This window comes from Nocardia aurantia (assembly GCF_009604425.1).
Classification (GTDB): domain Bacteria; phylum Actinomycetota; class Actinomycetes; order Mycobacteriales; family Mycobacteriaceae; genus Nocardia; species Nocardia aurantia.
The window spans coordinates 48,113-74,940 of the sequence record NZ_WEGI01000014.1 but is presented as its reverse complement, the minus strand read 5'-3'; the positions used below and the strand labels follow the sequence as shown (position 1 = coordinate 74,940).

The 26,828-nt window shown below is 70.0% G+C and carries 24 protein-coding genes; 6 read left to right on the top strand and 18 right to left on the bottom strand.

Features of this window, described 5'->3' with window-relative positions; genetic code table 11:
* Window positions 1-260: 260 nt before the first annotated feature.
* Complete coding sequence (locus NRB56_RS30070; protein WP_319943740.1) at window positions 261-1,079, top strand: enoyl-CoA hydratase/isomerase family protein; 819 nt, start codon at window positions 261-263, stop codon at window positions 1,077-1,079.
* A gap of 8 nt (window positions 1,080-1,087) precedes the next feature.
* On the opposite strand, the gene NRB56_RS30065 is transcribed toward NRB56_RS30070, so the two are convergent.
* On the bottom strand, window positions 1,088-2,323 hold the full coding sequence (locus NRB56_RS30065) for a cytochrome P450 (RefSeq protein WP_153347724.1): 1,236 nt from the start codon (window positions 2,321-2,323) through the stop codon (window positions 1,088-1,090).
* A gap of 55 nt (window positions 2,324-2,378) precedes the next feature.
* Complete coding sequence (locus tag NRB56_RS30060; protein WP_153347723.1) at window positions 2,379-3,281, bottom strand: enoyl-CoA hydratase/isomerase family protein; 903 nt, start codon at window positions 3,279-3,281, stop codon at window positions 2,379-2,381.
* Between the two features lie 108 nt (window positions 3,282-3,389).
* On the opposite strand from NRB56_RS30060, the gene NRB56_RS30055 reads away from it, so the two are divergent.
* From NRB56_RS30055 to NRB56_RS30035, 5 genes are read left to right on the top strand one after another with little or no spacing between them, the layout of a single operon-like run.
* A complete protein-coding gene (locus tag NRB56_RS30055) occupies window positions 3,390-4,193 on the top strand; it encodes an enoyl-CoA hydratase/isomerase family protein (RefSeq protein WP_153347722.1) in 804 nt (267 codons plus the stop codon).
* 14 nt (window positions 4,194-4,207) lie between these two features.
* Complete coding sequence (locus NRB56_RS30050; protein ID WP_153347940.1) at window positions 4,208-5,011, top strand: enoyl-CoA hydratase/isomerase family protein; 804 nt, start codon at window positions 4,208-4,210, stop codon at window positions 5,009-5,011.
* Window positions 5,011-6,489: a class I adenylate-forming enzyme family protein gene (locus NRB56_RS30045; protein ID WP_153347721.1), complete on the top strand. Its 1,479-nt coding sequence runs from the start codon at window positions 5,011-5,013 to the stop codon at window positions 6,487-6,489. Before NRB56_RS30050 ends, NRB56_RS30045 begins: the two co-directional genes overlap by 1 nt.
* Complete coding sequence (locus tag NRB56_RS30040; protein WP_194291043.1) at window positions 6,486-6,935, top strand: hypothetical protein; 450 nt, start codon at window positions 6,486-6,488, stop codon at window positions 6,933-6,935. Before NRB56_RS30045 ends, NRB56_RS30040 begins: the two co-directional genes overlap by 4 nt.
* A 27-nt stretch (window positions 6,936-6,962) precedes the next feature.
* On the top strand, window positions 6,963-8,579 hold the full coding sequence (locus NRB56_RS30035; RefSeq protein ID WP_153347720.1) for a class I adenylate-forming enzyme family protein: 1,617 nt from the start codon (window positions 6,963-6,965) through the stop codon (window positions 8,577-8,579).
* A 330-nt stretch (window positions 8,580-8,909) separates the two neighbouring features.
* Here NRB56_RS30035 and NRB56_RS30030 read toward each other — a convergent pair whose 3' ends face one another.
* The 16 genes from NRB56_RS30030 to NRB56_RS29955 all read right to left on the bottom strand — a co-directional run bounded on the left by NRB56_RS30030 (window position 8,910) and on the right by NRB56_RS29955 (window position 26,814).
* The gene (locus NRB56_RS30030) at window positions 8,910-10,586 is read right to left on the bottom strand and encodes an acyl-CoA synthetase (protein WP_153347719.1); all 1,677 of its coding nucleotides are present in this window, start codon (window positions 10,584-10,586) and stop codon (window positions 8,910-8,912) included.
* 40 nt (window positions 10,587-10,626) lie between these two features.
* A complete protein-coding gene (locus NRB56_RS30025; protein WP_194291058.1) occupies window positions 10,627-12,114 on the bottom strand; it encodes a coniferyl aldehyde dehydrogenase in 1,488 nt (495 codons plus the stop codon).
* A gap of 179 nt (window positions 12,115-12,293) precedes the next feature.
* On the bottom strand, window positions 12,294-13,442 hold the full coding sequence (locus NRB56_RS30020; protein ID WP_153347717.1) for a thiolase family protein: 1,149 nt from the start codon (window positions 13,440-13,442) through the stop codon (window positions 12,294-12,296).
* Window positions 13,439-13,876, bottom strand: coding sequence for a Zn-ribbon domain-containing OB-fold protein (locus tag NRB56_RS30015; protein WP_153347716.1), 438 nt, complete (start codon window positions 13,874-13,876; stop codon window positions 13,439-13,441). The genes NRB56_RS30020 and NRB56_RS30015 overlap by 4 nt, the downstream gene beginning before the upstream one ends.
* Before the next feature lie 213 nt (window positions 13,877-14,089).
* A complete protein-coding gene (locus NRB56_RS30010) occupies window positions 14,090-15,754 on the bottom strand; it encodes an AMP-binding protein (protein WP_153347715.1) in 1,665 nt (554 codons plus the stop codon).
* Window positions 15,755-15,786: 32 nt separating this feature from the next.
* On the bottom strand, window positions 15,787-16,221 hold the full coding sequence (locus tag NRB56_RS30005; protein ID WP_153347714.1) for an organic hydroperoxide resistance protein: 435 nt from the start codon (window positions 16,219-16,221) through the stop codon (window positions 15,787-15,789).
* 24 nt (window positions 16,222-16,245) lie between these two features.
* Window positions 16,246-16,788 (bottom strand): LeuD/DmdB family oxidoreductase small subunit, encoded by a 543-nt coding sequence (locus NRB56_RS30000; RefSeq protein WP_153347713.1) that lies wholly within the window; start codon window positions 16,786-16,788, stop codon window positions 16,246-16,248.
* The gene (locus tag NRB56_RS29995; protein WP_153347712.1) at window positions 16,785-18,050 is read right to left on the bottom strand and encodes a 3-isopropylmalate dehydratase large subunit; all 1,266 of its coding nucleotides are present in this window, start codon (window positions 18,048-18,050) and stop codon (window positions 16,785-16,787) included. The genes NRB56_RS30000 and NRB56_RS29995 overlap by 4 nt, the downstream gene beginning before the upstream one ends.
* 2 nt (window positions 18,051-18,052) lie before the next feature.
* Window positions 18,053-18,925 (bottom strand): isocitrate lyase/PEP mutase family protein, encoded by an 873-nt coding sequence (locus NRB56_RS29990; protein WP_153347711.1) that lies wholly within the window; start codon window positions 18,923-18,925, stop codon window positions 18,053-18,055.
* 202 nt (window positions 18,926-19,127) lie between these two features.
* Entirely contained in the window at window positions 19,128-20,738 is a 1,611-nt protein-coding gene (locus NRB56_RS29985) for an FAD-dependent oxidoreductase (protein WP_153347710.1), read from the bottom strand.
* Between the two features lie 112 nt (window positions 20,739-20,850).
* Window positions 20,851-21,807: a cyclase family protein gene (locus tag NRB56_RS29980; protein WP_194291042.1), complete on the bottom strand. Its 957-nt coding sequence runs from the start codon at window positions 21,805-21,807 to the stop codon at window positions 20,851-20,853.
* Window positions 21,808-21,824: 17 nt separating this feature from the next.
* Window positions 21,825-23,399, bottom strand: a complete 1,575-nt coding sequence (locus NRB56_RS29975; protein WP_153347708.1) for an alpha/beta fold hydrolase — start codon at window positions 23,397-23,399, stop codon at window positions 21,825-21,827.
* 46 nt (window positions 23,400-23,445) lie between these two features.
* Window positions 23,446-24,213: an ABC transporter ATP-binding protein gene (locus tag NRB56_RS29970; protein ID WP_153347707.1), complete on the bottom strand. Its 768-nt coding sequence runs from the start codon at window positions 24,211-24,213 to the stop codon at window positions 23,446-23,448.
* 9 nt (window positions 24,214-24,222) lie between these two features.
* A complete protein-coding gene (locus NRB56_RS29965) occupies window positions 24,223-25,020 on the bottom strand; it encodes an ABC transporter ATP-binding protein (RefSeq protein WP_153347706.1) in 798 nt (265 codons plus the stop codon).
* Complete coding sequence (locus NRB56_RS29960) at window positions 25,017-25,928, bottom strand: branched-chain amino acid ABC transporter permease (protein ID WP_153347705.1); 912 nt, start codon at window positions 25,926-25,928, stop codon at window positions 25,017-25,019. Before NRB56_RS29960 ends, NRB56_RS29965 begins: the two co-directional genes overlap by 4 nt.
* Before the next feature lie 4 nt (window positions 25,929-25,932).
* Window positions 25,933-26,814: a branched-chain amino acid ABC transporter permease gene (locus tag NRB56_RS29955; protein WP_153347704.1), complete on the bottom strand. Its 882-nt coding sequence runs from the start codon at window positions 26,812-26,814 to the stop codon at window positions 25,933-25,935.
* Window positions 26,815-26,828: the final 14 nt, after the last annotated feature.

The window sequence follows — 26,828 nt, the reverse complement described above, 5'->3', positions numbered from 1 at the left end:
TTCCTGTTCGGCGGGCCGCGGCATATGCGGCGCTCCTCTCGGCCCGGCCGGGCGTACCGCCCGTGCGATCGGAATCGGATGCCGAGCACCGGATAGATATCACTACTGTATACGCAACAGTAGCGGGCGGCGCAAGAGCCGCATCATGCGGCCCCCGACGGCGAATCGGGAACCGATGGGCGGCTTCGGACAGTATTATCTACTGTAATGATGTCGGTAGTGCGCCTCACAGCGTCGATCAGGGAGTAGCGGGGACAATCGTGACCGATGCGAGCGCTCTCGGCGACAGCGCGGAGGCGGTGGACGTGCAGCGGGACGGTCCGGTCCTCCGGTTGACGATCCGACGGCCTGGCAGCCGAAATGCGCTGTCGCAGTCGATGATCGAGACCATGGTTGGAGCTCTGACCCGTGCCGCGACCGACGACGGGTTGCGCGTGGTGCATCTGTGCGGCGCGGGCGGCGATTTCTGCTCCGGGGTCGACTGGGTGGCCGCCAACAGCGACGGCAGACGGCCCAGAGTCGGCGATCTGGTGCGGCGCATCCCGCACACCGCCCATCGGCTGATCGAACTCGTGCACACCCTGCACCTGCCGGTGGTCTGTACCGTGCGCGGCTGGGCCGCGGGGCTGGGCTGCAATCTGGCGATCGCCGCCGATTTCACTCTCGCCGAGGCGGATGCCGTGTTCTGGGAGCCGTTCCTGTCCCGGGGTTTCAGCCCCGACAGCGGCTCGACCTGGCTGCTGCCCCGCCTGATCGGACTGGCCCGGGCGAAGCGTATGTTGTTGCTCGGGGACAAGGTGTCCGGGACCGAGGCCGCGGACTGGGGACTGATCCATCGTGCGGTCGGCGCGGGCGACCTCGACGGCGAGACCGAGCGGCTGCTCGCGCGGCTGGCCGGCGCGCCCACGGTCGCGTTCGGACTGGCCAAGCAGGCGATGCATCGAAACCTGGTGTCCGGTCTTGGGGATGCCCTCGACCAGGAACTCTACGGTCTCGAACTCGCCTGCCGGACATCGGATTTCAAGGAAGGTCTCGCCGCGTTCCGGGAGCGCCGTAACCCGGATTTCGAGGGGCGCTGAGCGCCGGATCAGTCCAGTTCGAAACGGATCGGAAGGTGTTTCAGGCCGCCGACGAATGTGGTCGCGGTCAGTTCCGGCTCGCCGGCGAGTTCGATGGATCGCAGTCGCGGCAGCAGCCGGTCGAAGAATTTGCCGATCTCCATGCGCGCGAGGCCGGCCCCGAGACAGAAGTGCACGCCGAAACCGAAGGCGACGTGCTTGTTCGGCTCGCGTTCGATATCGAAGCGGAACGGATCCTTGAAGGCGTCCTCGTCGCGGTTGGCCGAAACGTAGGACAGCAGAAGGGAATCCCCTTCGGGGATGGTGACATCACCGACCACCGTGTCCCGGGCGGCCGTGCGCATGAACGCCTTCACCGGGGTCACCCAGCGGATGATCTCCTCGGTGGCGCGCGGCATCAGACCCGGATCGGCACGCAGGCGCCGCAATTGGCCCGGATGCTCGACGAGTGCCCGCAGGCCGCCGGAGATGCTGCTGGTGGTGGTGTCGTGGCCCGCGGTCGCGATGATCGCGTAGTAGGACATGGTGTCGATATCGGAGAGCGGTTCACCGTCGACGGTCGCGTTCGCGATGCTGGAGGCGAGATCCTCGGTGGGATTCGCCCGCCGCGAGTCGGTGAGATCCTTGAAGTAGGCGAACATTTCGAGCAGCGCGCTCGCCGTCTCGTCGGAGGGCGTCGCCCGCTTCAACTCGTCGTCGTCGCTGCCGACGAGTTCCTGGGTGAGTTTCAGCATGAGTGGGAAATCGGACTCGGGGACACCGAGCAGCGACATGATCACGTACAGCGGATAGTTCACCGCCACCTCGCGGACGAAATCGCATTCGCCGCCGGTATCGCGCATGCGATCGACATAGTGTCGCGCGAGTTCGTCGATCCGCTCCCCCATGGCCTTCATCGCTCTGGGGCTGAACCAGTCCGCCGCGATGGCCCGCACCACGCGGTGCTGCGGATCGTCCATGTGGATGAGAGTTCTGATGCCGATCGCGGCCTGCATCTCGTCGGACCGAGCGGTCATCAGCACCGGACGAGGCCAGTTGGTGAACACCCGATCGGTACGTTCGACCGCCAGGACGTCGGCGTGTCTCGTGATCGCCCAGAACGGCTGGTAGCCGGGCGCCTCGACGCGGGCGACCGGCCGTCTCGCGCGCAACGCGGTCAGCGCGGCGTGCAGGCGCGGCTCGTCGGCGTAGGCGGTCGGATCCGCGAGGACGTTCGCGGCGTCGTCGACAGTCGGCATGCTCATCAGCACCCTTCCCGATCCTCGGATTCTGCGGCGATCACGCTCGGCACGGGCGGCGTCATTCCGGTTCCGGGACGTGGAAGTGGTTGTCGCGCAGCCGGAACGCCTCCCGGGTGCCGTGCTCGGCGCGGGTCTTGACGAAATTGAATTCGCCCGGGGCGAACTGCAGATTCGTGCCGAAGGCGTGGAAGAGGTAGCTCGCGACCTCCGCCCCCTGATACACCTGGCTCTGCTCGACCAACCGGAATGCCTCCTTGGCGATGACGACGCCATCGGCGGGCATCTTCGCGGCCTTCTCGGCCCAGTAACGCGCCCGCGCGGTGACCGCGCTCGGCGCGCAGGTCTCGGTGAACACACCCAGGTGTTCGACCGTGGCCGCTTCCACGATGTCGCCGGTCAGCAGCATCCGGCGCGCCAGCACCGGGCCGAGCCGATGGAAGAACATGTGCAGGCTGCCCAGTGCGGGGCCGAGGAATCGGGTGGCGGGCATACCGATTCGGGTGTCGCGCGCGATCACCGAGATGTCGGTCATCAACGCCATCTCGAATCCGCCGCCGAGTGCGTACCCGCTGATCTCGCCGACGGTGACCTTCGGGAATCCCATGAAATTGTGGTAGAAGCCGAAGGATTTCCGATCGACGGTGAGCCGTCTGCGCTGACTCGGCCGGCTCCCGGCGGGGCGTTCGCCGTTGCTCGCGCCGGCCGATTCTCGTTCGCCGTACCAGCCGTAGGCGTTGTTCATATCCGCGCCGGTGCTGAACACGCCTCCGGCTCCGCGCAGCAGGACGACCGTGATGTCGTCGTCCTCGGCGACCTCGTCCAGGCAACGCGCCACCGCGTCCCGCATGGCCGCGTCGTAGGAATTGCGCTGGGCCGGATTGTTCAGGGTCACCGTCGCGATCCGGCGATCGGCATCGACCTCGTAGAGTACGCGGCCGTCGGCGGCGCTGGAACTGGTCATCGGTCGTCGCTCTCTTCCTGACACAACCTTGGCAGACAGCCTGACGGTATCGTCTACTGTACGAATCACAGTATCGCTGGCGGCCCGGCGCGCGCAGGAGGATCACCTATGTCGTTCGATACCATCGACTATCGAGTGGACGGGCATACGGCCACCATCACGCTGAATCGCCCGGACGCGCTCAACGCGCTCAGCCCGCACATGATCACCGAACTGCGCGCCGCCTACGAGGAGGCGGAGGGTGACGACAAGGTCTGGCTGCTCGTCGTCACGGGGACCGGGCGCGCCTTCTGCACCGGCGCCGACGTCAAGGAGATCCCCGGCGACGGCAAGGTGATCAACGAGAGCCCGTATCTGTCCACCTACGAGCAGTGGGAGGCCCCGCAGGAGGGCACCCCGCCGTTCCGGCGGATGACCAAGCCGATCCTGGCCGCGATCAACGGAATCTGTTGTGGCGCCGGGCTGGACTGGGTCACCACCGGCGATATCGTCATCGCCTCGGACCAGGCGACGTTCTTCGATCCGCACGTGAGTATCGGCCTGGTCGCGGGCCGCGAGGTCGTGCGGCTGGCTCGGGTGCTGCCGCGTTCGGTCGCGCTGCGCATGGCGCTGATGGGGAAACACGAGCGGATGAGCGCGCGGCGCGCCTACGAACTGGGCATGGTGACCGAGGTGGTCGAACACGACCGGCTGCTCGAACGCGCGCACGAGATCGGCGACGTGCTCAACTCGAATGCGCCGCTCGCCGTGCGCGGTACGCGCCTCGCCATCGTCAAGGGTCTCGATCTGCCGCTGCACGAGGCCGAGATGCTGGCCGAGTCCTTCCGGGAACGGGTCACCCGCACCGAGGACGCGCTCGAGGGGCCGAAAGCCTTCGTGGAGAAGCGGACTCCGGATTGGCAGTGCCGATGAGCGACGTGGCTCCGATGAGCGATCCGGCGCCGGGCTACCCCGATTACCGGACCATCCACGTCGAGACCGACGCCACCGACCGGGTCGCCACCCTCACCCTGAACCGGCCGGAGCGGCTCAACGCCTTCGACCGCGTGATGTGCGAGGAGGTGCGCGATGCCTGGCACCGCATCAAACTCGACGACACCGTGCACGCCGTCGTGCTGCGGGCCGCCGGGCCGCGCGCATTCAGCGCGGGCCTGGATGTCAAGACGCCGTACGGCCAGCCCGACGGGATCTGGCACCACGACGATCCGGGCGAGGCGCTGAGCCCGAAATGGCAGAAGATGTGGAAGCCGGTGGTCTGCGCGGTGCACGGGCTGTGCACCGCGGGCGCGTTCTACTTCGTCAACGAGTCCGACATCGTGATCTGCTCACGAGAGGCGACCTTCTTCGACTCCCACGTCTCGGCCGGACTCGTCTGCGCGCTCGAACCGATCGGGCTGATGCGCCGCGTCGGGCTCGGCGAGACATTGCGAATTGCGTTGATGGGCAACGACGAACGGGTGAGCGCCGACACCGCCCTGCGGATCGGCCTGGTCACCGAGGTCGTTGATCGCGACGAGCTGTGGCCGCGGGCGCACGCCATCGCCGCCGGCATCGCGGCCAAGCCGCCGACCGCGACCCAGGGCACCGTCAAGGCGATCTGGGAATCGCTGGACAAGCCGTATCGCGCCGCGCTCGACCAGGGCCTGATCTATACGCGGCTCGGCAATCCGATCGCCACGGCCGAACTCGCCGTTCGGCCGGTCGCGCGGGCCGAACCGAGGATCCGGTGATGACCGCCGCCGACCATCCGCTGAGCAGACGCCTTGCCCAGGTCCTGGCGCTGGCGCCGGATTCGCCCGCCATCGAATTCGATGGGTCGTGGCACAGCTGGGGCGCGCTCGCGCGGGCCGCGCACGGTCTCCGGGACCGGGTCGGATCGCCGTGCCGGATCGGCATTCTGGTGCGGAACCGGCCCGAACATGTGGCCGCGCTGCTGGGGGTGCTGCTGGCCGGCGGCACCGTCGTCGTGATCAACCCAGCGCGGGGTGACGATCGCACCCGGGCCGATATCGCCGCGCTGGAACTGCCGTTGGTCATCGGTGGGCCCGGCGATCTGGATACCCTCGTCGCGCACGGCGCGGCGAACCTCGCGATCACCGGACTGCGGACTCCGCCGGCCGCGAACAACGTGGCGCCGCAGTCCGATTGCGCGGTCGTCGCATCCGCGGTCGCGGTGCGCATGCTCACCAGCGGGACCACCGGTCCGCCCAAACGGGTCGACATCACCTATGACATGCTCGCGCGCAGTGTGATCGGCGGTGACCCCGCGCGGGCGGAGGCGCCGATCGAGCCGCGGCGCGGGGTCGCGATCGTGAACGCTCCCCTGGTCCACATCGGCGGGGTCTTCCGGGTCCTGCAATGCGTCACCGAGGCACGGCCTTTCGTATTGCTGCCGAAATTCGAACTCGACCGCTGGGCCGATGCCGTACGCCGGCATCGGCCGGGCGCGGTGTCGCTGGTGCCGGCCGCGTTGCGCACGGTGCTGCATTCGGATCTGACCGCCGCCGATCTGGCCGGTATCCGGGTGGTCACCTCGGGGACGGCCCCACTGTCGGCCGACGATGCCGACGCGTTCCGCGCGAAATTCGGCATCCCGGTGCTGACCTCCTATGCCGCAACGGAATTCGGGGGTGGGGTGGCGGGCTGGACGCTGCCCGACCACGAGCGCTACTGGTCGGCCAAACGTGGCAGCGTCGGCCGGACCACCGGCGGCGCGGCACTGCGCGTGGTCGGGGCCGACGGCGTCGAACTCGGCCCCGGCGAGTCCGGGCTGCTCGAGGTGAAACCCGGTCAGCTCGGGCCGAATTCGGACTGGATCCGCACCACCGACCTCGCGCGCATCGATGCCGACGGATTCCTCTGGATCCTCGGCCGGGCCGATCAGGCGATCATCCGCGGCGGGTTCAAGATCATGCCCGACGATGTGCGCACCGCCCTGGAGAGCCATCCGGACGTGCTCGGCGCGGCCGTGGTCGGCCGGGCGGACACGCGGCTCGGCGAGACCCCGGTGGCGATGGTCGAACTGCGCGAACGGCATTCGGCCGAACCGGGCGCACTGGCCGACTACCTCGGCACGCGGCTGGCCCGCTACGAGATACCGACCGAGATCGCGATCGTCGCGGCTATCCCGCGCACCCCGTCCGGTAAGGCCGACCTCGCCGCTGTCCGAGCGCATTTCGACGCCGACACGGTGCCGGGGCGGGCATGACGAACTCGACCATCGGAGTACCGGCAGGCACGACGAACTCGACCTTCGGGGTGCCGGACGGCATTGCCAACTCGACCTTCGGGGAGCCGGACGGCATCGCGAACTCGACCATCAAGGAGCCGGACGGCATCGCGAACTCGACCATCAAGGTGCCGGACGGCATTGCCAACTCGACCTTCGGGGAGCCGGACGGCATCGCGAACTCGACCATCAAGGAGCCGGACGGCATCGCGAACTCGACCATCAAGGAGCCGGACGGCATGGCCAACTCGACCATCGGGGAGCCGGACGGCATCGCGAACTCGACCATCAAGGAGCCGGACGGCATCGCGAACTCGACCATCAAGGAGCCGGACGGCATGGCCAACTCGACCATCGGGGAGCCGGACGGGCAAGCCCGGGAAACTGTGACTGCGCGGCCCGGATCTCGCGCAGGGCTGGGGTAAATCCGCAGCGACTCCGAAAGGTGTTCGATGCCCGAATATCTCGCACGCACGGTGGATGAACTGGTGCGGCTGCGCGCGCTGCGCGACGGATCGGCTACTGCGGTGATTGATCCGCTCGCAAGGCTCACCTACACCGAACTCGACACCGGCACAGCGGATTTGGCGGCGGCGCTGCTGGCGGCCGGGATCGGAAAGGGCACCCGGGTCGGGTTGATCATGCCCAACGGGGTCGACTGGGTGCGGATCGCCATCGCGGTCACCCGTCTGGGTGCGGTCCTCGTGCCGTTGAGCACTCTGCTGACGACACCCGAACTTGTGACGCAACTGCGGGTGGCCGCCGTGGAGCACCTGATCACCGTCCCCGAGTTCCGCGGTCATCGCTATCGGGACGGACTTCATGGCGTGCTCGGGTTGCCGGACGATCCCGACGCAGTAATCCGGCACGTCGAACTGCCCGCGCTGCGCCGAATATGTTCCGTGGAGCGGATTTTCGAGCTGTCGGCGAGTCCGGAGGTGGCCGAGGTGGCCGCCGCCGCGGCCGCCTCGGTCAGCGCGGCCGACCCGCTGCTCATCATGTTCACCTCGGGCAGCCGCGGCGCGCCCAAGGGGGTGATCCACTCCCACGGCAGCGCGCTGGGCGCCGTCGAATCCGGTTTGCGTGACCGGTGTATCGACCGTGGCACCCGGCTGTATCTGCCGATGCCCTTCTTCTGGGTCGGGGGTTTCGGCGGTGGCGTGCTCTCGGCTCTGCTGGCGGGCGCGACGCTGGTCACCGAGGAGATACCACGGCCGGAGACGACACTGCGGCTGTTGGAACACGAACGGGTGACCCTGTTCCGTGGCTGGCCGGATCAGGCTGTGGCGCTGGCACATCGGGCCGAAACGATGCGCGTGGATCTGTCGGCGCTGCGGCCGGGCAGTCTCGACGCGCTGCTGCCACCGGAGCAGCGCGCCCGTCCCGGTGCGCGCGCGAATCTGTTCGGGATGACCGAATCCTTCGGCCCCTACTGCGGATATCGCGCCGATACCGATCTGCCCGAATCGGCGTTCGGCAGTTGCGGGCGGCCCTTCGACGGGATGCAGGTGCGGATCGCCGATCCCGCGGACGGCACGCCGGTACCGCCCGGCACCGTCGGGGAGATCCACCTGCGCGGACCACACATCCTGCGCGGCATCTGCGGTCGTTCGCGCGAGGATCTGCTGACTGCCGACGGCTACTACCGTACCGGCGATCTCGGCAGCCTGGACAAGGCCGGATTCCTCTTCTACCACGGCCGTTCCGACGATATGGTCAAGATCAGCGGCGCCACGGTCTATCCGAGCGAGGTCGAGCGCGCGCTGCGCGGGATCGCCGGTGTGCGTGGCGCGTTCGTCACCGATGTCGACCGCGGCCGGGGCGCGGAGGTGGCCGCCGCCGTGGTGCACAACCGGACGCTGACGACCGCACGAGTGCGCGCGGCGGCGCGAGATGTGCTCAGCGCGTTCAAGATACCCACCGTATGGCGGCTGCTCGACTCCGACGAAGCGGTACCGCGCGGCGCGACCGGCAAGGTCGACATCGCCGGACTGCGCGCGCTATTGGTGAGCGAGGGGCGGGCGGCCGATGAATCCCCAACCGGCAGCATGACAGGGGGCTCAGCATGACGAGCACGCCCAGGGCCTCCGATCGCTGCGACTCTACGGGGGCACCAGCCGAACTCGCCGACTGATCGGACGAGCACGCACAAGGCGTCCGATTGCTGCGACTCGACAAGGGCACCAGCCGAACTCGGCCGCTGATCGGACGAACACACGCAAGGCGTCCGGCCGGCCCCTACCACTCCGCCAGGCACGGGCCGAACTCGGCCGCTGACGGATGAACACGCACGAGACGTCCGGCCCCTCCCCCTCCACCAGGGCACCAACCGGATTCGGCCGCTGATCAGCGGCGGTGGCCTCGTCCGGGGTGCCGAGTGCTCGGCGCGCTGACGTGGATCAACTCTGTGCGGTGAGGGCCTGCTCGCGGGCCCAGCGGTAGTCGGCCTTGCCGGCCGGGCTGCGCTGGATCTCCGGGCGGAAGACCACGGCCTTGGGTAGTTTGTAGCGGGCGACGGATTCGGCTGCGTGCGCGATCAATTCGGCGGAATCGGCGTTCGCGCCGTCCACCAGTTGTACGACGGCGACCACCTCCTGACCCCAGCGGGCGCTCGGGCGGCCGACTACGAGGACATCCGCGACGGCCGGATGCGAGAAGATCGCCAGTTCCACCTCTTCGGCGAAGATCTTCTCCCCGCCGGAATTGATGGTGGCCGCGTCGCGGCCGAGCAGTTCGACGGTTCCGCCGGCGAGATGGCGGGCGCGGTCCCCGGGCAGGACGTAGCGGACGCCGTCGATGACCGGGAAGGTGGCGGCGGTCTTCGCTCGGTCGCCCTTGTATCCGAGCGGGGTGAAGTTCCGTTTGGCGAGCCAGCCGATTCCGTCGTGCCCCGCCTCGAGGATCGAGCCGAGATCCTCCGCGATCACACAGGTGTCGAGTCCCGCGGTGAACGTGCCGGTGGAGACGAATCCGGCCGCCGAGACGTGGGACAGCTGGGTGCCGGTCTCCGACGAGCCGACGCCGTCGAGGACCACCAGGCCCGGCACGGTGTCGATCCACTGTTGTTTCACAGTCGGGCTCAGTATCGCGCCACCGTTGGCCAGTGCCGCCAGCGACGAGACGTCGGCGCTGCCGGATCGCACCGCGGCGAGCAGCGGGCGGGCCATGGCGTCGCCGACGACGATCGCGATGACCGCGCGTTCGCGCTCGATGGACCGCACGATCGCGTCGGCGTCGATGCGATCGGCCACGGGTGAGAACACGACGGTCTGGCCGGTGGTCATGGCGCTCATCACCGCCCATTGCGCGGCGCCGTGGATCAACGGCGGCAGCAGCATGAGTTTGACGCCCGGATTCGCGGCGGCCCGCGCGGCGATCTCGTCGTAGGAGGCCACGGTGGCTCCGGAGTTCACGTCACGGCCGCCGCAGGCCGCCATGTAGATGTCGTGCTGACGCCACAGCACCCCTTTCGGCATGCCGGTGGTGCCGCCGGTGTAGAGCACGTACAGGTCGTCCGGGGAGGGTTCGACCGGCAGCGGCTCGGGTTCGGTTGCGGCGAGCGTTGTTTCGTAGTCGACGGCGCCGGCGAGCAGGGGGTTGCCCGAGTCGTCGGCGATCTGGATCAGCACGCGCAGGTCGGGCAGTTCGGCGCGGATCTCGTCGACGCGCGGCGCGAAACTCGCGTGATAGACCAGCGCCGTCGCGCCCGCGTCGGCCAGCAGATGCCGGAGCTCGTTCTTGACGTAACGGTAGTTGACGTTGAACGGCGCGACCCGGGCACGGAAGGCGCCGACCAGGGATTCGACGTACTCGTTTCCGTTGTGGGCGTAGATGCCGAGCAGGTCCTGACCGACCTCGTGCCCGGCCAGCGCGTCGCGTTCGGTGTGGCAGCCCAGACCCCGCGCGTGCAGGTGGGCGGCCAGTCGCTTGGATCGGTCGGCGATCTGGGCGTAGGTGTGGCGGCGTTCGCCGCGGATGACCAGCTCCCGATCGGGCAGCACCGCCGCGGCGGCATCGGCGGCGCCCACGAGGGTGAACTGCCCGGCCCCTGGCCCGGTCGCGAGTGCGGACAACATGACTCCTCGAGGTCGAGAGGCTGATCGAAGGCGGTGGATCTCAGGAGGACGTCGTACCGGGCAGTGCGCCACGGACCCGCCGGCGGTTGCGCCGGTGCGCCGATCGCAGGGACCGGTCGACGAGCTTCGAGATCCGCGGTCCGAACGGGGGCGCGGCGATGCTGGTGATCGCGAACGGCAGATCGGTGCCCGCGATGGTCCGCATGTGGCTGAACGTGTCGAAGCCGGTCTTGCCGTGATAAGCGCCCATCCCGCTGGCACCGACGCCGCCGAAGGGCGCGTCCTGGGAGAACATGTGGATGGCGAATTCGTTGCGCGCGACGCCGCCGCTGCGGGTGCGCGCGGCGAACCGGCGGAAATCCGCCCGGTCCGGGCCGAACCAATAGGCAACCAGCGGAGCGGGATTCGCGTTGATGTGCGCGATGACCGCGTCGAGATCCGAGTAGGGCCGGATCAGCAGGACCGGGCCGAAGACCTCCTCGCCCGCGATCCGCATGTCGTCGGTGACCTCGCGGATCAGCGTCGGCGCGATCTTGCGCGCTACCGGGTCCGGCAGCGTTTCGCCCTCGGGGCTCACCGTCTCCACCACCGCGCCGCGTGCGCGGGCGTCCTCGACGAGGGCGAGTACGCGCTCGTAGTTGGCGGTGTCCACCGACGCGGTGTAGTCGGGATCGGCCACGATCGCGGGGAACATCTCGCGCAGTCGCGACCGCAACGCGTCGACGAATCCGTCGATCCGCTCCTCCGGCACGAAGACATAGTCGGGACAGACGCAGACCTGTCCGCCGTTGACCATCCGCGCCTTCGCGATTCGCGCCGCCGCGCGGTCGAGGTCGGCGTCGCGCGCGACCACCACGGGGTTCTTGCCACCCAGTTCCAGGGTCACCGGCACCAGGTTCTCCGCGGCGGCCTGTTGCACCAGCCGCCCGACACCGGTCGATCCGGTGAAGAACAGGTGGTCGAGGGGAAGCCGGGCGAACGCGGCGCCGATCTCCGGTCCGCCGGTCACGACCACGAGCTCGGCCGGGTCGAAGTAGGTCGCGGCGAGCGAACGCGTGAGTTCCGCTGTGCGCGTGGTGATCTCAGACATCTTGAGCATGACCCGGTTGCCCGCCGCGAAGGCGGAGGCGGCCGGGACGACGACCAGTTGCAGCGGGAAGTTCCACGGGCCGATGATGCCGACGACACCGAGCGGCGACGGGTGCACCTCGGTGCTGATACCGGCCAGCCGGGCCAGCGGGCCGGGCTTCGCCGGGCGCATCCACCGCCCGAGGTGCGAGCGGGTGTGCTCGAATGCGCTGAGCATGCCCGAGATCTCGGCGAACAGGGTGCCGGTGCGCGAGCGGGTACCGAAATCGCGCGACATCGCCTCGACGAATTCGTCGGTATGGTCCAGCACCATGGCGAGCAGCCGGTCGATCCGGTCGCGGCGCAGGGCGGCCGAGGGCGGCCCGTCCTGCAGGAAGGCGCGGCGCTGACGTTCGAGGATCGCGGTCAGTTCACCCGGATCTGTTCCGGCGCCGGGCATTTCGGCGGCCGCGGTGACCGCGGCGGCGGCTTCGGTTGTTCCGGTGTTCATGGCTGACATCTCCGGGAGATCGTCCAGTAAGGGCAACTGTAACAGCGATACCAACCGTCGCGCAGGCACATCGGAGTTACGGCTTCCGGCCGTACCAGGGCAGGCCCGCGGCGCCTCCCGCGCACCCGTCAGGTGGTGACGACGGTCGCGCCCGCGGTGCCGGGAGCGCCGTACAGCAACGCGAATCCGGCCGTGGGTTTCCCGGCGACCTGCCGCTCCCCCGCGGTCCCGCGCAATTGCAGGACCAACTCGTGCAACTGCCGCAGGCCCGAGGCGCCGATGGGCTCGCCGTTGGCGATCAGCCCGCCGTCGGTGTTCACCGGCAGCGCGCCGGTGATCTCGGTGACACCGTCGGCGATCAGCCGTTCCTGATCGCCGTGCGCGCAGAACCCGGCCTCGGCCATGTGGATGACCTCGGCGCCGGCGTCGGTGTCCTGCAACTGCACCACGCCGATGTCCGCCGGCGACACGCCCGCGGCTTCGAAGGCCGCGCGCGACGCGTAGACCGAGGGGGACACATCCTCCTCGACCGGCGCGTAGGTCGTGTTCACCTCGTAGGCGCCGTAGGTCCGGGTGCGGACCGCCACGGCACGGACGTATACGGGACGGTCGGTGTAGCGGTGCGCGATGTCGGCGCGGCACATGATCACCGCGGCCGCACCCTCGTCCGGCGCGCAGAACATGTAGTGCGTCAGCGGGTAGTTGAGCACGGCCGAGTCGAGGATGTCCTGCTCCGGAATCGGCTTGCGGCGAAACGCGTTCGGATTCAACGCGCCGTTGCGGTAGTTCTTGGCAGCCACTCTCGCCAGGGTCCGCTGGGAGATATTGTGCTCGTGCAGATACCGGTTGGCCTTCATACCGAAGAATTGCGTGGTGAGGTATTGGCCGTTCTCGCCGTACCATGTCGGCATCCCGACCAGGGTCGGATCGACCGTGAACGCGCCACGTGGGTGCTTGTCCATCCCGATGGCGATGCCGATATCGTGTTTGCCGAGCCGGATCGCGTCGGCGCACGCCTCGGTCGCGCTCGCCGCGGTGGCGCAGGCGTTGAACACATTCGTGAACGGGATCCCGGTCAGGCCCATGAGGCCGACGATCGCGTCCGGATTGGCGACCTCCCAGCTGCCGCCGACCGCGAATTGGATGTCGCGCCATCGCAATCCGGCGTCGGCGAGGGCCGCGCGGATGGCATCGGTCCCCATCCGCATCGCCGTCCGGCCCGCGAATCGGCCGAACGGGTGCATGCCGACGCCGATGATCGCCACCTCGTTCGTCATCGCGCGACTCCCTCGCCCTCGGCGGGCCGGAACGCGAAGGTCAGTACCTCGTTGCCGTCGCCGTCCGTGCCCAGCGGGGCGGTCGTCAGCACGACCGCCATGCCGAAGTCCAATTTCCCGGGATCGTTCTCGATGAGCCGGCCCTCCACCCGGACGACGTCGCCGAGCTGGACCAGCCCCACCCCGAACGGCACGAACGTCTCGGCCGTCTCGTCGCCGAGATAGGGCGGGCCGGGCAGGAATCCCTGGGTGGTCCAGGCGACCAGCGTGCCCGTGGGCGGGAGGGTGACCGGGTCGACCGCCGGCCCGCTGCACCGGGGGCACAGCGCCTGGACGGGGAAGACGGTGGCGCCACAGTCCCGGCACGTGCCGCCCACGAGCCGGAACTCCGCGTCCGGCCAGGTGGAGATCTCCGGGGCGATCATTCGCTGCATCTGTCGTTCCTCACGTCGATGGCGTTCGCGCCGAATCGGTTTCGGCCGATGTCGATCGTCGGGCCGGTGCGCGGGCGGAGCCGATCGGCACGCGTCGCGAATACCGTCGGTGCAACCGATGGTATTACGGTTGCCCATTCGACAGTGAGTTTTCGGGAAGTTCACGGCGGGCGTCCACGACGTGCCGGGTCTCGACCCGGCCGCCGCCGCGCGTCAGGAGCCGCGTAGTTCGCGGCGGAGGATCTTGCCGCTGGCGGTCTTGGGGAGGTCGGGCACGAAGCGGATCGCGCGGGGATATTTGTAGGCGGCCATGCGGGCCTTGCAGTAGGCGATCAGGTCGGGCTCCGTGATCTCGGCTCCGGGGTGCAGGGAGACGACCGCGTGTACCGTTTCGCCACGGTAGTCGTCCGGGACGCCGATGACGGCGGCCTCGCGGACGGCCTCGTGGGTGTAGAGGACGTCCTCCACCTCGCGTGGCCACACCTTGTAGCCGGCGGCGATGATCATGTCCTTCTTGCGGTCCACCAGGTAGAACCAGCCGTCGGGGTCCATGAAACCGACGTCGCCGGTGCGTAGTTCGCCGTCCGGGAAGGGCGTGGCGGGGGTGCCGGGACCTCGCCAGTAGCCGGCGGCGACCTGGGGGCCGGCGATCAGGAGTTCGCCGACCTCGCCCGGGGGGAGGTCGTGGCCGTTCTCGTCGACGATCCGGGCGTGGACCGAGGCGATCGGGACCCCGATCGAGAGGGCGCCCGAGCCGGGGTCGACCGGGGCCCGGCGGTCCGGTGGGACCACGTGGGTGATCGAGGAGGTTTCGGTCAGGCCGTAGGCGTTGTGGATGTAGCCGCCGAGCACGACCTCGAGCTTGCCGGCCACGGCGGGGGCGATCGGGGCGCCGCCGGAGTAGATCTTCGTCAGTGAGCGGAAGTCCTCGGGGCCCACGTCCGGTACCGCGGCGAGTGCGGCGAAGGCGGTGATGGCGCCGACGGTGAACACCGGGCGGTGTTCGCGGATCGCGTCGACCATGACCCCGGGGTGGAAACGGTGACTCAGGACCAGTGGCGCGGGGACCAGCAGGGACAGGATGCCGTGGCCCACCAGGCCGGTGATGTGGAACAGCGGGGCGATGGCGAGGATGGCGTCGTCGGGACCCAGTCGCATCCACTCGCGGTAGCTGCGCGCGTTGAACACGAAGTTGGCGTGCGTGAGCCGCGCACCCTTCGGGTCGCCGGTGGTGCCGGAGGTGTAGACCAGGAACGCGGTGTCGTCCGGGGCCGCGGGCGCGACGGCGGCCGGGCGGCGGCCGGCGTATTCCGTCAGCAGGGTGACGAGATCGTGGGTGCCCCCGACCGGGGGGTGGGTGCCGAGGACGCGGTCGTCGTCTCGGGTCTGAAAGTCCCGGCCGGTGAAGGAGACGACGATGTCGACCCCGGTTGTGTTGTCCGCCAGCACATTTCGTGCCACCGCGTGCACCTCGTCGAGGCACAGCAGGGCGCGGGCGCCGGAGTCGCGCAGCAGGTGCGCGAGTTCGCGTTCCTTGTACATCGGGTTGACGGAGACGGCGATACCGCCCGCCTTCCAGGTCGCGAGCATGCCGATCACGAACGCCGGGTCGTTCTGGGAGAACAGGGCCAGGCGGTCGCCGGCGGCGAAGCCGAGGTCCTGGAGGGCCGCCGCCAGCGCGTCGGAGGCGGCGTCCAGGTCGGCCAGGCCGATCACGCCGTCGAAGTAGCGGATCGCGTCCCGGTCGGGGGCGCGACGGACCGCGTCGGCGAACATGTCGAGGAGGTTGGCGAATTCGGGTTCGACGTCGTGCGGCTGGCCGTCGCGGTACAGCGACAGCCAGGGGCGGTCCGGGTGGCCGGTGGTCGGCTCGCTCATCGGGGCATCGTCCGGTCTGTGTGCGGTGGCGTTCATTCCGCGACGCGGGCGCGGATCTCGACCGAGATGTTGCCACGGGTGGCGTTCGAATACGGGCAGACCGCGTGCGCCTCGTCGGCGAGTTTCCGGCAGGTCGCCTCGTCGACGCCCGGGATCTCGACGTCGAGGACGACGGCGAGGCCGAACGCGTCGCCCACCGGGCCCATGCTGACCTCGGCGGTGACGACCGACCGCGCGGTGTCGATCTTGTTCCGGCGGCCGGCGACGCCGAGCGCGCCCTGGAAGCAGGCCGCGTAGCCGGCGGCGAACAGCTGTTCCGGGTTGGTCGCGCCGCCGGGACCGCCGAGCGCGACCGGCGGCCGCAGGTCGACGTCCAGGAGGCCGTCGTCGCTGCGGGCGTGGCCGGCCCGGCCACCCGTCGCGGTGACGCTGGCGGTGTAGGCGATCCGGTCGAGCTCGGTGGTCATGGGTGATCCCTTTCGAGGTGAGTTTCAGTGTGCCGAGGCGGGGGCGGCGATCGCGCCGGACGGGCCGTACTGGGCGCGCAGCAGGTTCAGTCCGCCGCCGGCCTCGATGACGTCGATCGCGTGCGGGCTCGGTGCGGTGCCCACGAGTTCCTGCCCGGTGCGGGCGACGCGGACGGTGGCCGTACGCCAGTCGACCTCGATGTCGTCCCAGCGCCGCACGGCGTCCGCGATGCCGGGGACGGTCACCAGCGGCATGCCCTGGTAGAGCTCGCCGCGCCAGAATCCGGGGGCGTACGACTCCGCGACCACGGCGACGATGCCCGCGTTGCGCATGGCGATCATGGCCGGGTAGTGCGGGTGGCCGTAGCCGAAGTTCCGGCCGCCGACCAGGATGTCGCCGGGGCACACCTCGTCGACGAACGACGGGTCGTACGCCCGCATCAGCACCGAGCGGAGTTTGTCCGGGTCGTAGTACTTGATGTTCGTGACGCCGATGACGAGGTCGATGTCGAAGTCGTCGCCGAACTTCCACGCCACCCGGCCCGCGAAGACGTTCTCGACGGTCATGCCAGCACCTCCCGGGGGTCCACGATCTTGCCGGCCAGCGCGGACGCCGCGACGGTGTAGGCCGAGCCCATGTAGATCTCGGCCTCGGTGCTGCCCATGCGGCCGGAGATGTTCAGGACGCCGGTGGAGATGCACTTGTCGCCGGATTGCAGCGGCGCGGCGTAGCCGACGCAGAAGTCGCAGGACGCCTCGGCGACCCGGGCTCCGGCCGCGGTGAGGATGTCGAGCAGGCCCTCCGAGCGGGCCTGGTCGTAGATCTGCTTCGAGGTGGGGACGACGTTGAACTGCACGCCGGGGGCCACCTTCCGGCCGCGCAGAATCTCCGCCGCGGCCCGGATCTCCTCGATCCGGCCGCTGGCGCAGGAACCGATGTAGGCGTGCTGGAGTTCGGTGCCGGCCAGGTCCTCGACGGGCCGGGTGTTGCTCGACTTGGCCGAGCCCGGCATCACGACCTGCGGCGACAACGCGTCGAGGTCGATGTGGTGGGTGGCGGAGTACGTCGCGTCCGGATCGCTGTAGACCGGCTCGAATTCGCCGCGGGCGACCCGGCGCGAGTATTCCAGCGACAGCTCGTCGGGGTTGAAGATCGCCGAGACCGCGCCGGTGAACATGGCCATCGCGCACAGGCCCTGGCGGCGGCCGATCGGCATCGACTCCGCGCCGGGACCGGTGTACTCCATCACCTGGTGGGCGCAGGCGTCGGCGCCGTAGGTGGCGATGATGTGGTGGATGAGGTCGCGGTTGTCGACGCCCGCCGCGAAGCCGCCGTCCAGGTGGAAGCGGGTGCTGGCGGGCACGTCCAGGTAGACCGCGCCGGTCACCCACGCCTCCAGTAGGTCCTTGCGGACACCCCAGCCGAGGGCGCCGAGCGCGCCGAGGCCGCTGATGTGCCCGTCGAAGTGGACCAGGAACGCGCCGGGCGCGGCGTAGCCGAGTTCGGCGGCGACCTGGTGGCCGATCCCGACGCCCTCGTGCACCTCGACGCCGTTGTGGCGGCCCCACTCCCGGGTGACGTTGTGCATCTCGAGTTCGCGCTCGTTGTTGCGCGTCGTCATGTGGTCGATGAACAGGACGTAGCGTTCGGGATCCTTGATCCGCTCGATCCCGAAGTCCTCCTTCATCTGGCGGAACATGACGTCGGTGTAGCCGGGGTAGTCGTAGGCGATCATGTGGTCCGGGCGGAACGGCGCGTTCTGCCCGGGTACCACGTGGTCCAGGCCGCCCGCGCGGGCCAGGATCTTCTCGGTGATCGTCGATCCCATGGTCAGACCTCCAAGGACGCGGGTAGGTAGGTGCGCTGGCGCTCCTCCATCTCCGGGAAGCCGATCAGGTCCACGAAGTCCTCGTGTTCCATGTAGCGGCCGGAGACGGCGGGCAGTGGTTCGCCGGCGGCGAGGCGGGTGAACGAGTCGCGGATCGCGGTCGCCGCCGCGAGGATGCCGTGCGTGGCGACCAGGGCGATCTTGATACCCGCCCGCTCCATCGCCTCGGCGGTGAACTCGCGCTCGACCCAGGTCCACGCGGTCAGCGAGGCGACCAGCGGGACACCGGTCAGTTCGTGGCAGCGCTGCCATTCCGCGAGGGTCCGGAAGGTCTTGGAGACCGGCATGATCAGGTCGGCGCCGGCGGCGACGTAGGCCTGGGCCCGTTCGAGGGCCGCGTCGCCGACCGCGTCCGTGCGGGCGATCAGCAGGACGTCCTCGCCCAGACCGTCCTTGGCGGCACGGACCTTGCCGGTGGCCTCGGCCAGCGGGGTCACCTCGACCGGGTCGCCGACGCAGATCGGGCAGCGCTTGGGTGAGACCTGATCCTCCATGAAGACCGCGGCGACGCCGGCCCGGCGCATTCCGGCCGCGGTGCGGTTGGCGTTGATCGCGTTGCCGTAGCCGGTGTCGATGTCGGCGATGATCGGCAACTCGCAGGCCTCACGGATCTTGCGGACGGCGTCGATGCCCTCGGTCGCCGTGAACACCTCGGCGTCGGGCATGCCGAGCGCCGCGGCGATCGCGAATCCCGAGGCGCAGACCGCGGCGAAACCCGCCTGGGCGGCGATGCGGGCGGAGAGACCGTCCCAGACGCCGGGGGCGTGGATGACGCCGTCCCGGGCGATCAGCTCGGTCAGGGAGGGGTGTGTCATACGAAACCACCTGTTTCATAATGCGGAATGCTTTCCGCCATTCGATACTCACGGTAGGCCCCGGGTCTGGTCGGGTCAATGTCTTCGCCGGCCGGGCATTCGAGGCTCGCGCCCTGGTCGGGGCAGCGTTCAGCGGCGCGGGTGGACGTGCCCCGAGGGGGACCGGGCACGTCCGCCCGCGCGCTGCGAACCGGTGCGATGATCAGCCGACGAACATGTCGTTCACCGCCCGGTAGGCATAGGTGTAGTTGCGGGCGTTCGCCAGACCGGTGACGTAGCCCTTCAGCTCGCGGGTGGCCGCGGCGTTGCCGGTGGCGTACAAGCCGGCGATCGCGCTGCCGTCGCGGCGCAGCACCCGCGCCGAGGGGTCGATCGCCAGGCCGAGCGAGCACAGGCCGACCCCGAGCACGTGCAGGGGTAGCGCATAGAAGGGCGCCGTGGCGACCGCGCCGAGATTGGGGTTGGGGTAGCGGGGATCGCCGTACGCCTTGCGAGCGAAAGGCAATGAGCCCCTTCCGAAGTCGGCGTCCTCGCCCGTTTCGGCGAACCGGTTGAACCGCGCGACGGTGGCCGCCAGTCCCGGCTCGTCGATGCCGAGTCCGGTCGCGAGTTCGCCCAGCGAGTCGAATCGCAGGACGTCGGCGGGATGGTCGGCGCCGGGGGCGTAGGGACCCAGCGGGTAGTTGCGGCGGAACGATTCGTCGAACACCAGCCAGCACGGGAAGTTCGCCCACTGCTTGCGACGCGAGTCGAAGCTGCGCAGGCCGCGGATGAGCGCACCGTAGTAGCTCTCGTCCCCGAACCGGTTGCCGTCCCGGTTCACGATGATCGAATGCGGGAAGCCGAGGTTCTCCAGCAGCTGGCTGAACAGCGGCTCGTCGCTGCCGGGGTGGGTATGGTCCTCGAAGCGGGCGCCGAGCACCACGAACGGGTCCGCGCCGCGGACGACGGTCGCGCCGACGCTCTGCGCCAGCGTGAGGCCGTCGCCGGAGACGACCGGCGGGGACGCCTCGATCAGCTCGGGGACGTCCTCGAGTTCGGCGGCGTCGGGCGCGTTGCCGTAGCCGCCGACGGCGAGGAGCACGCCCCGGGTCGCGGTGATCTCGACCCGGCCGTCGGGGCCCTCGGCGATCACCCCGGTCACGCGGCCGTCCTCGTGGCGCAGGGCGACCACGCGATGTTCGAGGCGGCACTCCACGCCGCGGCGGACCAGCGCCGCGCGGGCGAAGCCGGCCGCGAGGCCCACACCGTGGGTCAGCAGGTCCTCGTCTTCCCGTTTCGCGGCGAGGGCGAGCCGGGCCGCGACATCGCCGGCGAGCACGTGATAGCTCTCGTCGCGCGTGACGCCGGTGCGGTAATAGACGCTGGGGCGCAGGTGTTCTCGCCACGGGCCCAGGTCCGCGCCCGGCACCGCGCACTCGAGCAGGCGGCCCTGGGCGGTGGAGCCGGGCGCCGGCTCGTACAGATCGGCCGCGTCCCGGATCAGCGAGAACGGCACACCGGCCGCGGCGAACCAGCGGGTGGCCTCGATCGCGGACTCGAGATATTCGCGGCGGGCCGCGCGGTCGACCGGACGACCGCTGCCCTGCACCTGGTCGAGGTAGTCCTCGGTGGCGGCCAGGGTGTCGCCGCCTACGTCGAGATGGTTGGCGCCGACCCAGCAGAATCCGCCGCTGTAGGCGGCCACGCCGCCGATCATCGCCGAGCGCTCCAGCACGAGCACCCGGGCGCCCAGGTCGTGGGCGCGCACCGCCGCGGCGAGACCGCCGAGACCGCCGCCTACGCAGACGATGTCGTATTCGGTCGCGCTCATCGGGCCGCCACCGGGCCCGTGCCGCGGCCGGACGCGATCCCGCGGCGATGTCCGCCGCTCGAACGGGTGATCGGCGTCGAACCGGTTCGGATCATGGCGTAGTCCTCTCGGGTCAGAGCACGGCGACCGGCGCGATGGGGCTGCCGGTGCCGCCGGGCAGTCGCAGCGGGGCCGCCACGATCAGGAAGTCCGAGCCACCGCGCTCGGCCAGGGCGTCGGCGAGCTCCTCCAGGGCCAGGTTGTGCAGCAGATGCACGCCCAGATGCACCAGCGACAGCACATGGATCGGCAGCCGGTGCTCGTCGACGGCGGGGAAGTTGTCCGCCGAGCCGTCGGTGCCGAGCAGTCCGCAGTCGAGTTCGGCGACCACCCGCATCGCGCTGTGGTGCAGTCCGGCGATCGGCCCGTACTTGTGCTCGGCGGTGCGGCCCTCGGCCGCGGCGGCGCTCGCCGCACCGGCCACCGCGCGCGCCCGGCCGGTGCGCACGATCAGGGCGTCGCCGGGGCGCAGGTCCGGGGCGGCCGCGCGCAGGTCGTCCTCGGTCACGGGGTCGCCGCCGGCCAGGTGGTCGACGCCGCGCAGCCGCGGGACGTCCACCAGCACGCCACGGGTGACGACCGGTCCCCCGGCCAGCATGTCGCTGACCGACGCGCCGGTCATGTCGACCATCGACGCGAACGGGCGGCCGTTGTAACCCACACCGCCGTAACCGATGTGGCACAGGGCGTCCATATGCGTGTTGTCGAGCCCGTGGCACTGGATGTGCACCTGGTCGCTGGCGGCCTGGACGTCGCCGCCGGCGTTGGAGCCCCAGGCCGTCACCATCTCGTGGCGGACCGCGCGGTCGAGGCCCTGCGGGTAGTAGGGCGGGTCGGCCGGGTCCAGGGGCCGCCCCAGCGACACCACCGTCCCGGTCCGGACGGCCGCGGTCGCCCGCAGCACGTTCCGCGTGGTGACGAGGTTGAGGGTGCCGCGCTCGTCCTCGGCACCCCACCGGCCCCAGTTCGGCCGGACCCCCAGGCGAACGGCGTGCTGGTAGACCTCGTCCGGAGCCATCTGCTCGGTCACTGTCCGTACCTCCCTGGTCATCCGAGGAAATCGCGGTAGATGCGCATGGTCGCCGCGGCGGCGGCCGGGTCCGGATCCGGCCACCAGACCGTCGCCGGGGTGGGGACGATCGTGAGGAGGTCGCCGGATACCAGGGTCGCCGCGTCGTCCAGCGCGTTGGCGAGCATGTCGTGCGGTCCCGCGGTGAGGATCGCGGGCCGGCGCAGGTGCGGCAGCCGCGAGCGGGTGTCGTAGCCGAAACCGGCGCGGTAGGCGAGGTCGTAGGTCGTCCCGCTCTCCAGGATGCCCACCGCGTAGAGCTGGAGTTCGGCCGCGGCCGGGATGCCGATCGCGCGCGTCGACGCGTGCTCCACGCGATACCAGGGCCAATAGGAGAACATGTCCCGCCGCCAGTTCCAGATCAGCTGCAGGTGCAGGCCGAACGGATCCGGGGCGAAATCCGGGAAGTAGTTGGCCAGCAGGTCGTCCCGGAATTCCGGGGTCACCATGACCGGCGCCTCGTAGACGCCCTTGCCGATCCGGTCGGGGGCCGTGATCGTCATCTCCAGCGCGACGCACGCGCCGGTGTGCGAGCCCCAGACGTCGAAGGTGTCCCAGCCGAGGGCGTCGGCGACCGCGAACGCCTCGCGAGCGAGTGTGGCGATGTCGGGGACCCGGTCGAGGGGCTGCGACAGTCCGTTGCCGAAGTAGTCGATCGCGACTGCGGTCCGGTCCTCGGCCAGGCCGCGCAGGACGGGAGCGAACTGGGCGGACGAGCCACCGCCGGTGGGCAGCACGAGCACCGGCCGGCCGGAGGAGCCCGCGCGGCGCAGGTGAGCGACGCCGTACTCGGTATCGAGGTACTGGTGCCAGATGTCGGTGCCGGGTGCGGGTGCGGTGGGTGCCGGTTCGGCGCCGGTGCCGCCCGTGGCCGGTTCCAGCAGGCCGGGGAGTTCGCCGAGGGTGGTGAGCCGGGCCGCGTCGGACAGTGCGTCGAGCACGCCGGGAAGCGCCTCTGCCGCGAGCCGCCAATATGTGCCGAACGCCGCCGGATCGGTAACTGCCGCAATGAATGTCGCGCTGAGATCGGCGACGTCGGGCAGCGGCGTGCCGGAGGCGATCGGCAGAGTCGGGTCGTCGGCCCGGATCAACCGGCGGTCGCGCAGGAAGGACCAGAACGCGTTGAGATGGGTGCCGTCGTCGCGGGCCGCCGGTGACGGCGGCACGAGCCCGTGCCCGATCCAGCCGAGCGCGGCATCGACGCCGACCACAACGGTCGTCGCCGGCCGCAGCCGGCGCGCCACCTGCGGTACCAGCGCCACGGAGAGCTCGAACGCGACGAGGTCCACCGGCTCCTCTCCCAGGAAGGCGAGGCTCTCGACGACGGCCACGGCACAGTCGTCGAGGGAGGTCAGGGCCACCTGCGCCGAACCGCCCACGCCGGGCGGCTCGACCACGATCACCCGGCGGCCGGGCGCCACGGTGCGCAGGTCGTCCAGCAGTGCGGCGGCGGCCCGGGTGGGTCCGGCCAGCGCTACCAGCGCCGGTCCGGCCCCGCCGATGTACAGCCGGATCTGGCCGTACCTGGTGGTGACGTAATGCTTGCCGCTCATGCACGTACCTCGGCCGTCTGCCCGCTGGTGACGGCATGCCGGTCGCTCATGCGTGCTCCTCGGCGGCGTGCAGGGCGCGGTCGATCTCGGGCACCGCGATCTCCGGGTCGAGCCCGAGGTGCCGGGCCACCAGGTCCGGGTTCTCGTCGAGTTCGGCGGGGGTGCCGGAGGCGATGATGTCGCCGCGGTGGATGAGGTAGGCGTGGTCGCAGATCGGCAGTGCCTTGGCCGCGTTCTGCTCGACCAGCAGCACCGTGGCGCCGGCGGCGTGGATCTGCGCGATCGCCTCGAAGACGATGTCCACCAGCGCGGGCGAGAGGCCCATCGACGGCTCGTCGAGCAGGATCATCGTGGGCTTGGTCATCCAGGCGCGGGCGATCGCGAGCATCTGCTGCTCGCCGCCGCTCATCAGCCCGGCGATCTGGGACTTGCGCTCGGCCAGGCGGGGGAACAGCTCCCACACCTCGTCGAGCGCGGCCGTGCGGCTCCGGCCCCGGGCGAACGAGCTGAGCTGGAGGTTCTCGAGGACCGACAGCGGCGCGACGACGAGCCGGCCCTCGGGCACGAGCACGAGGCCGCGCCGGGTGATCCGGTGCGCCGCGCGGCCGGTGATGTCCTGGCCGTCGAACGTCACCGTCCCCCGGGCCGGCTCGAGCAGGCCGGCGACCGTGTTGAGCGTCGTGGACTTGCCGGCGCCGTTCGCGCCGAGCAGGGCGGTCAGCGAGCCGCGCTCGACCGAGAGGGACAGCCCGGACAGGGCGGGAATCGTGCCGTAGCGGACGTCGAGGTCGTCGACGGTCAGGATGGGAGACATCGGGGACCTCTACTTTCCGAAATAGGCGCGCCGGACCTCGGGGCGGCGCAGACACGTCACGGGTTCGTCCTCGGCGATGACCTCACCGGCGGCGATGACCGCGACCCGGTCACAGCTACGTTCGAGCAGCCGCATGTTGTGCTCGACGACGACGATGGTGATCCCCTCGGACCGCAGCCGGTCGAGCAGATTCGCGATCGGCAGCCAGTCCGCGTCGTTCATCCCGGCCGTGGGCTCGTCCAGGAGGAGCAGTTTCGGCCGCATGGCGAGGGCACGGGCGATCTCGATGCGGCGCTGGTCGCCGTACGACATGGTCTCGGCGAGCAGGTCGGCGCGGTCGGCGAGCCCGACGAAGGCCAGCATCTCGTCGGCCGTGGCCCGGATCTCGGCGCGGTCGCGCCGGTCGGTGGGCGACGAGACCAGGCTCGACAGCAGCGAGGCCCGGCGGTGCCGGTAGGTCCCCGCCTCCACCTGTTCGCGCACGGTCAGCCCGCGGAACAGCCGGATGTTCTGGAAGGTGCGGGCGACCCCCAGGGCGCTGATGGCCCGGGCGTCGCGGCCGGTCGCGTCCACGCCGCCGATGGTCATCCGGCCGCCGCTGAACGAGCCGAAGCCGGTGAGCAGGTTGAGCAGCGTCGTCTTGCCGGCGCCGTTCGGGCCCGCGACCCCGTAGATGGTGGCGATTGGGACGTCGAAGGTCACCGAGGACAGCACGTGCAGGCCGCCGAAGCTCTTGGAGATCGAGTCCAGGCCGAGCGCCACGCCGGTGGCCGCCGGGCTCCGCTGCTCGGTGATCGCGCCGCTCATTCCGTCACTCCCGCGTTCTCCAGTGGCCGACGGTCGGCGTCACGTGACGCCACGCGCGGGCTGGCTCGTCGCTTCTCCCGCCGGCGTCGCCAGCGCAGTGGGTCGACCAGTCCGCCCGGCAGGAAGCGGATGATCGCGAGCAGCAGGACGCCGTTGATGATCGACTGCCCGACGGTGATGTACTGGCTGATGTAGACCGGCAGGCCGGTGAACACGATCGCGCCGATCACCGAGCCGGCCCAGTGGTACGCGCCGCCGAGCACCACGCAGGCGATGACGGTGACCGACAGGTCGACGTAGAAGGTGTCCGGCCCGATATAGGACAGCTGCGACGCCTGCATCGCCCCGCCCACCGCGCCGATCGCGCCGCTGAGCCCGAACGCGATGATCTTGACGCGGGCGACCGGAATGCCGAGTGCCTCGGCAACGGCCGGATCCTCGCGGGTGGCGTCGGCCGCGACCCCGAACTTCGAGCGCCGCAGCGCGAACAGCAGCAGACAGACGACGACGAGCAGCCCCGCCATCTCCGGCATCGACATCGTGTAGGGCACGACCTCACCGGCCGAACCACCGGTGCTGTCACCGAAGTTGACGACGAACACGCGGGTGATCAGCACCAGCGCCACGGTCGCCAGCGCGAGCCAGTGACTCGACAGTTTCAGGAAGACGCGGCCGACCAGCAGGCCGAAGACCCCGGCGGCCGCGGCGCCGAGCAGGATCGCGGGCCACAGGCCGAGACCGGTCTCGGTCAGCAGCCAGACCGAACCGAAGGCGCCGATCGCGGCGAAGGTGACGGTGCCGAAGCTGAGCAGTCCGGTCCACAACGTCACGTAGGTGCTGAGCGCCAGTACCGCGCCCGCCATCGCGAACATGGTCGCGCTCTGCAGAAGGACCAAGGAGGGGTTCATGACATCACGCCCTTTGGAAATTGGCCGTACCGAGCAGGCCGGTGGGACGGGCGAGCAGCACGACGAGTACGAGGCCGAAGGTGATCGCGTCCTGGTAGCCCGCCGAGATGTACGACGCCGACAGGGTCTGGACCACACCGATCAGCAGGCCACCCAGCGCGGCGCCGCGCACATCGCCCATGCCGCCGATCACGACCGCGGCGAAGCCCTGGAGCAGCAGACCGTCGCCCAGATTGAAGTTGAAGCTCTGCCCACCGGCCAGCAGGATCCCGGCCAGCCCGGTGACCGCGCCGGAGAGCAGCGCCGCCCCGATGATCATGGTCCGTGGGTTGATCCCCGCGATCTGCGCGGACCGCTTGTCGTAGCCGACCGCGCGGATCGCCGCGCCGATGTTCGTGCGGTGCAGGAGGTGATAGACGCCCGCGATCACCACCGCGGCGAGGATCACCGCGAGCAGCTGGCTGGACAGGATATCGATCGAGCCGATCTCGATCCGCCCGCGCGGGACCGACGAGGGCGGGAACCCGACCGGGGTGGCGTGGGTGGCGATGCTGAGGACCTCGCGCAGCGCGATCCACATGCCGATGCTCGCGATGACCGCGCCCAGCAGCTGCACGCCCCGGCGGCGCAGCGGCTCGAACGCGATCTGGTCGACGAAGACGGCGACCAGGCCCGCGGCGAGTACACCGGCGATCACGGCGAGCCAGTACGGCAGGCCCGCGTCGTCGATGGCGAAGTAGGTGATCATCGCACCGTAGGTCGCGTAGACACCCTGGGCCAGGTTCAGGATCTGCATCGTCGAGAAGACGATCCCGAAGCCGACGGCGAACAGGGCGTAGATCGACCCGGTACAGATGCCGTTGATCAGCTGTTCGAGAAACAGCACGGTAGGTCCTCTCG

Bases quoted from the DNA above. Each gene is read 5' to 3' on its own strand.
- NRB56_RS30025 (WP_194291058.1), bottom strand. From the start codon at position 12,114: ATGCCCGGCGCCGGAACAGATCCGGGTGAACTGACCGCGATCCTCGAA.
- NRB56_RS29965 (WP_153347706.1), bottom strand. From the start codon at position 25,020: ATGAGCGGCGCGATCACCGAGCAGCGGAGCCCGGCGGCCACCGGCGTG.
- NRB56_RS29985 (WP_153347710.1), bottom strand. From the start codon at position 20,738: ATGAGCGCGACCGAATACGACATCGTCTGCGTAGGCGGCGGTCTCGGC.
- NRB56_RS30065 (WP_153347724.1), bottom strand. From the start codon at position 2,323: ATGAGCATGCCGACTGTCGACGACGCCGCGAACGTCCTCGCGGATCCG.
- NRB56_RS29975 (WP_153347708.1), bottom strand. From the start codon at position 23,399: ATGAGCGGCAAGCATTACGTCACCACCAGGTACGGCCAGATCCGGCTG.
- NRB56_RS30055 (WP_153347722.1), top strand. From the start codon at position 3,390: ATGTCGTTCGATACCATCGACTATCGAGTGGACGGGCATACGGCCACC.
- NRB56_RS30045 (WP_153347721.1), top strand. From the start codon at position 5,011: ATGACCGCCGCCGACCATCCGCTGAGCAGACGCCTTGCCCAGGTCCTG.
- NRB56_RS30050 (WP_153347940.1), top strand. From the start codon at position 4,208: ATGAGCGATCCGGCGCCGGGCTACCCCGATTACCGGACCATCCACGTC.
- NRB56_RS30010 (WP_153347715.1), bottom strand. From the start codon at position 15,754: ATGAGCGAGCCGACCACCGGCCACCCGGACCGCCCCTGGCTGTCGCTG.
- NRB56_RS30035 (WP_153347720.1), top strand. From the start codon at position 6,963: ATGCCCGAATATCTCGCACGCACGGTGGATGAACTGGTGCGGCTGCGC.
- NRB56_RS29970 (WP_153347707.1), bottom strand. From the start codon at position 24,213: ATGTCTCCCATCCTGACCGTCGACGACCTCGACGTCCGCTACGGCACG.
- NRB56_RS29990 (WP_153347711.1), bottom strand. From the start codon at position 18,925: ATGACACACCCCTCCCTGACCGAGCTGATCGCCCGGGACGGCGTCATC.
- NRB56_RS30040 (WP_194291043.1), top strand. From the start codon at position 6,486: ATGACGAACTCGACCATCGGAGTACCGGCAGGCACGACGAACTCGACC.
- NRB56_RS29995 (WP_153347712.1), bottom strand. From the start codon at position 18,050: ATGGGATCGACGATCACCGAGAAGATCCTGGCCCGCGCGGGCGGCCTG.
- NRB56_RS30005 (WP_153347714.1), bottom strand. From the start codon at position 16,221: ATGACCACCGAGCTCGACCGGATCGCCTACACCGCCAGCGTCACCGCG.
- NRB56_RS30000 (WP_153347713.1), bottom strand. From the start codon at position 16,788: ATGACCGTCGAGAACGTCTTCGCGGGCCGGGTGGCGTGGAAGTTCGGC.
- NRB56_RS30015 (WP_153347716.1), bottom strand. From the start codon at position 13,876: ATGCAGCGAATGATCGCCCCGGAGATCTCCACCTGGCCGGACGCGGAG.
- NRB56_RS30060 (WP_153347723.1), bottom strand. From the start codon at position 3,281: ATGACCAGTTCCAGCGCCGCCGACGGCCGCGTACTCTACGAGGTCGAT.
- NRB56_RS29960 (WP_153347705.1), bottom strand. From the start codon at position 25,928: ATGAACCCCTCCTTGGTCCTTCTGCAGAGCGCGACCATGTTCGCGATG.
- NRB56_RS30020 (WP_153347717.1), bottom strand. From the start codon at position 13,442: ATGACGAACGAGGTGGCGATCATCGGCGTCGGCATGCACCCGTTCGGC.
- NRB56_RS30030 (WP_153347719.1), bottom strand. From the start codon at position 10,586: ATGTTGTCCGCACTCGCGACCGGGCCAGGGGCCGGGCAGTTCACCCTC.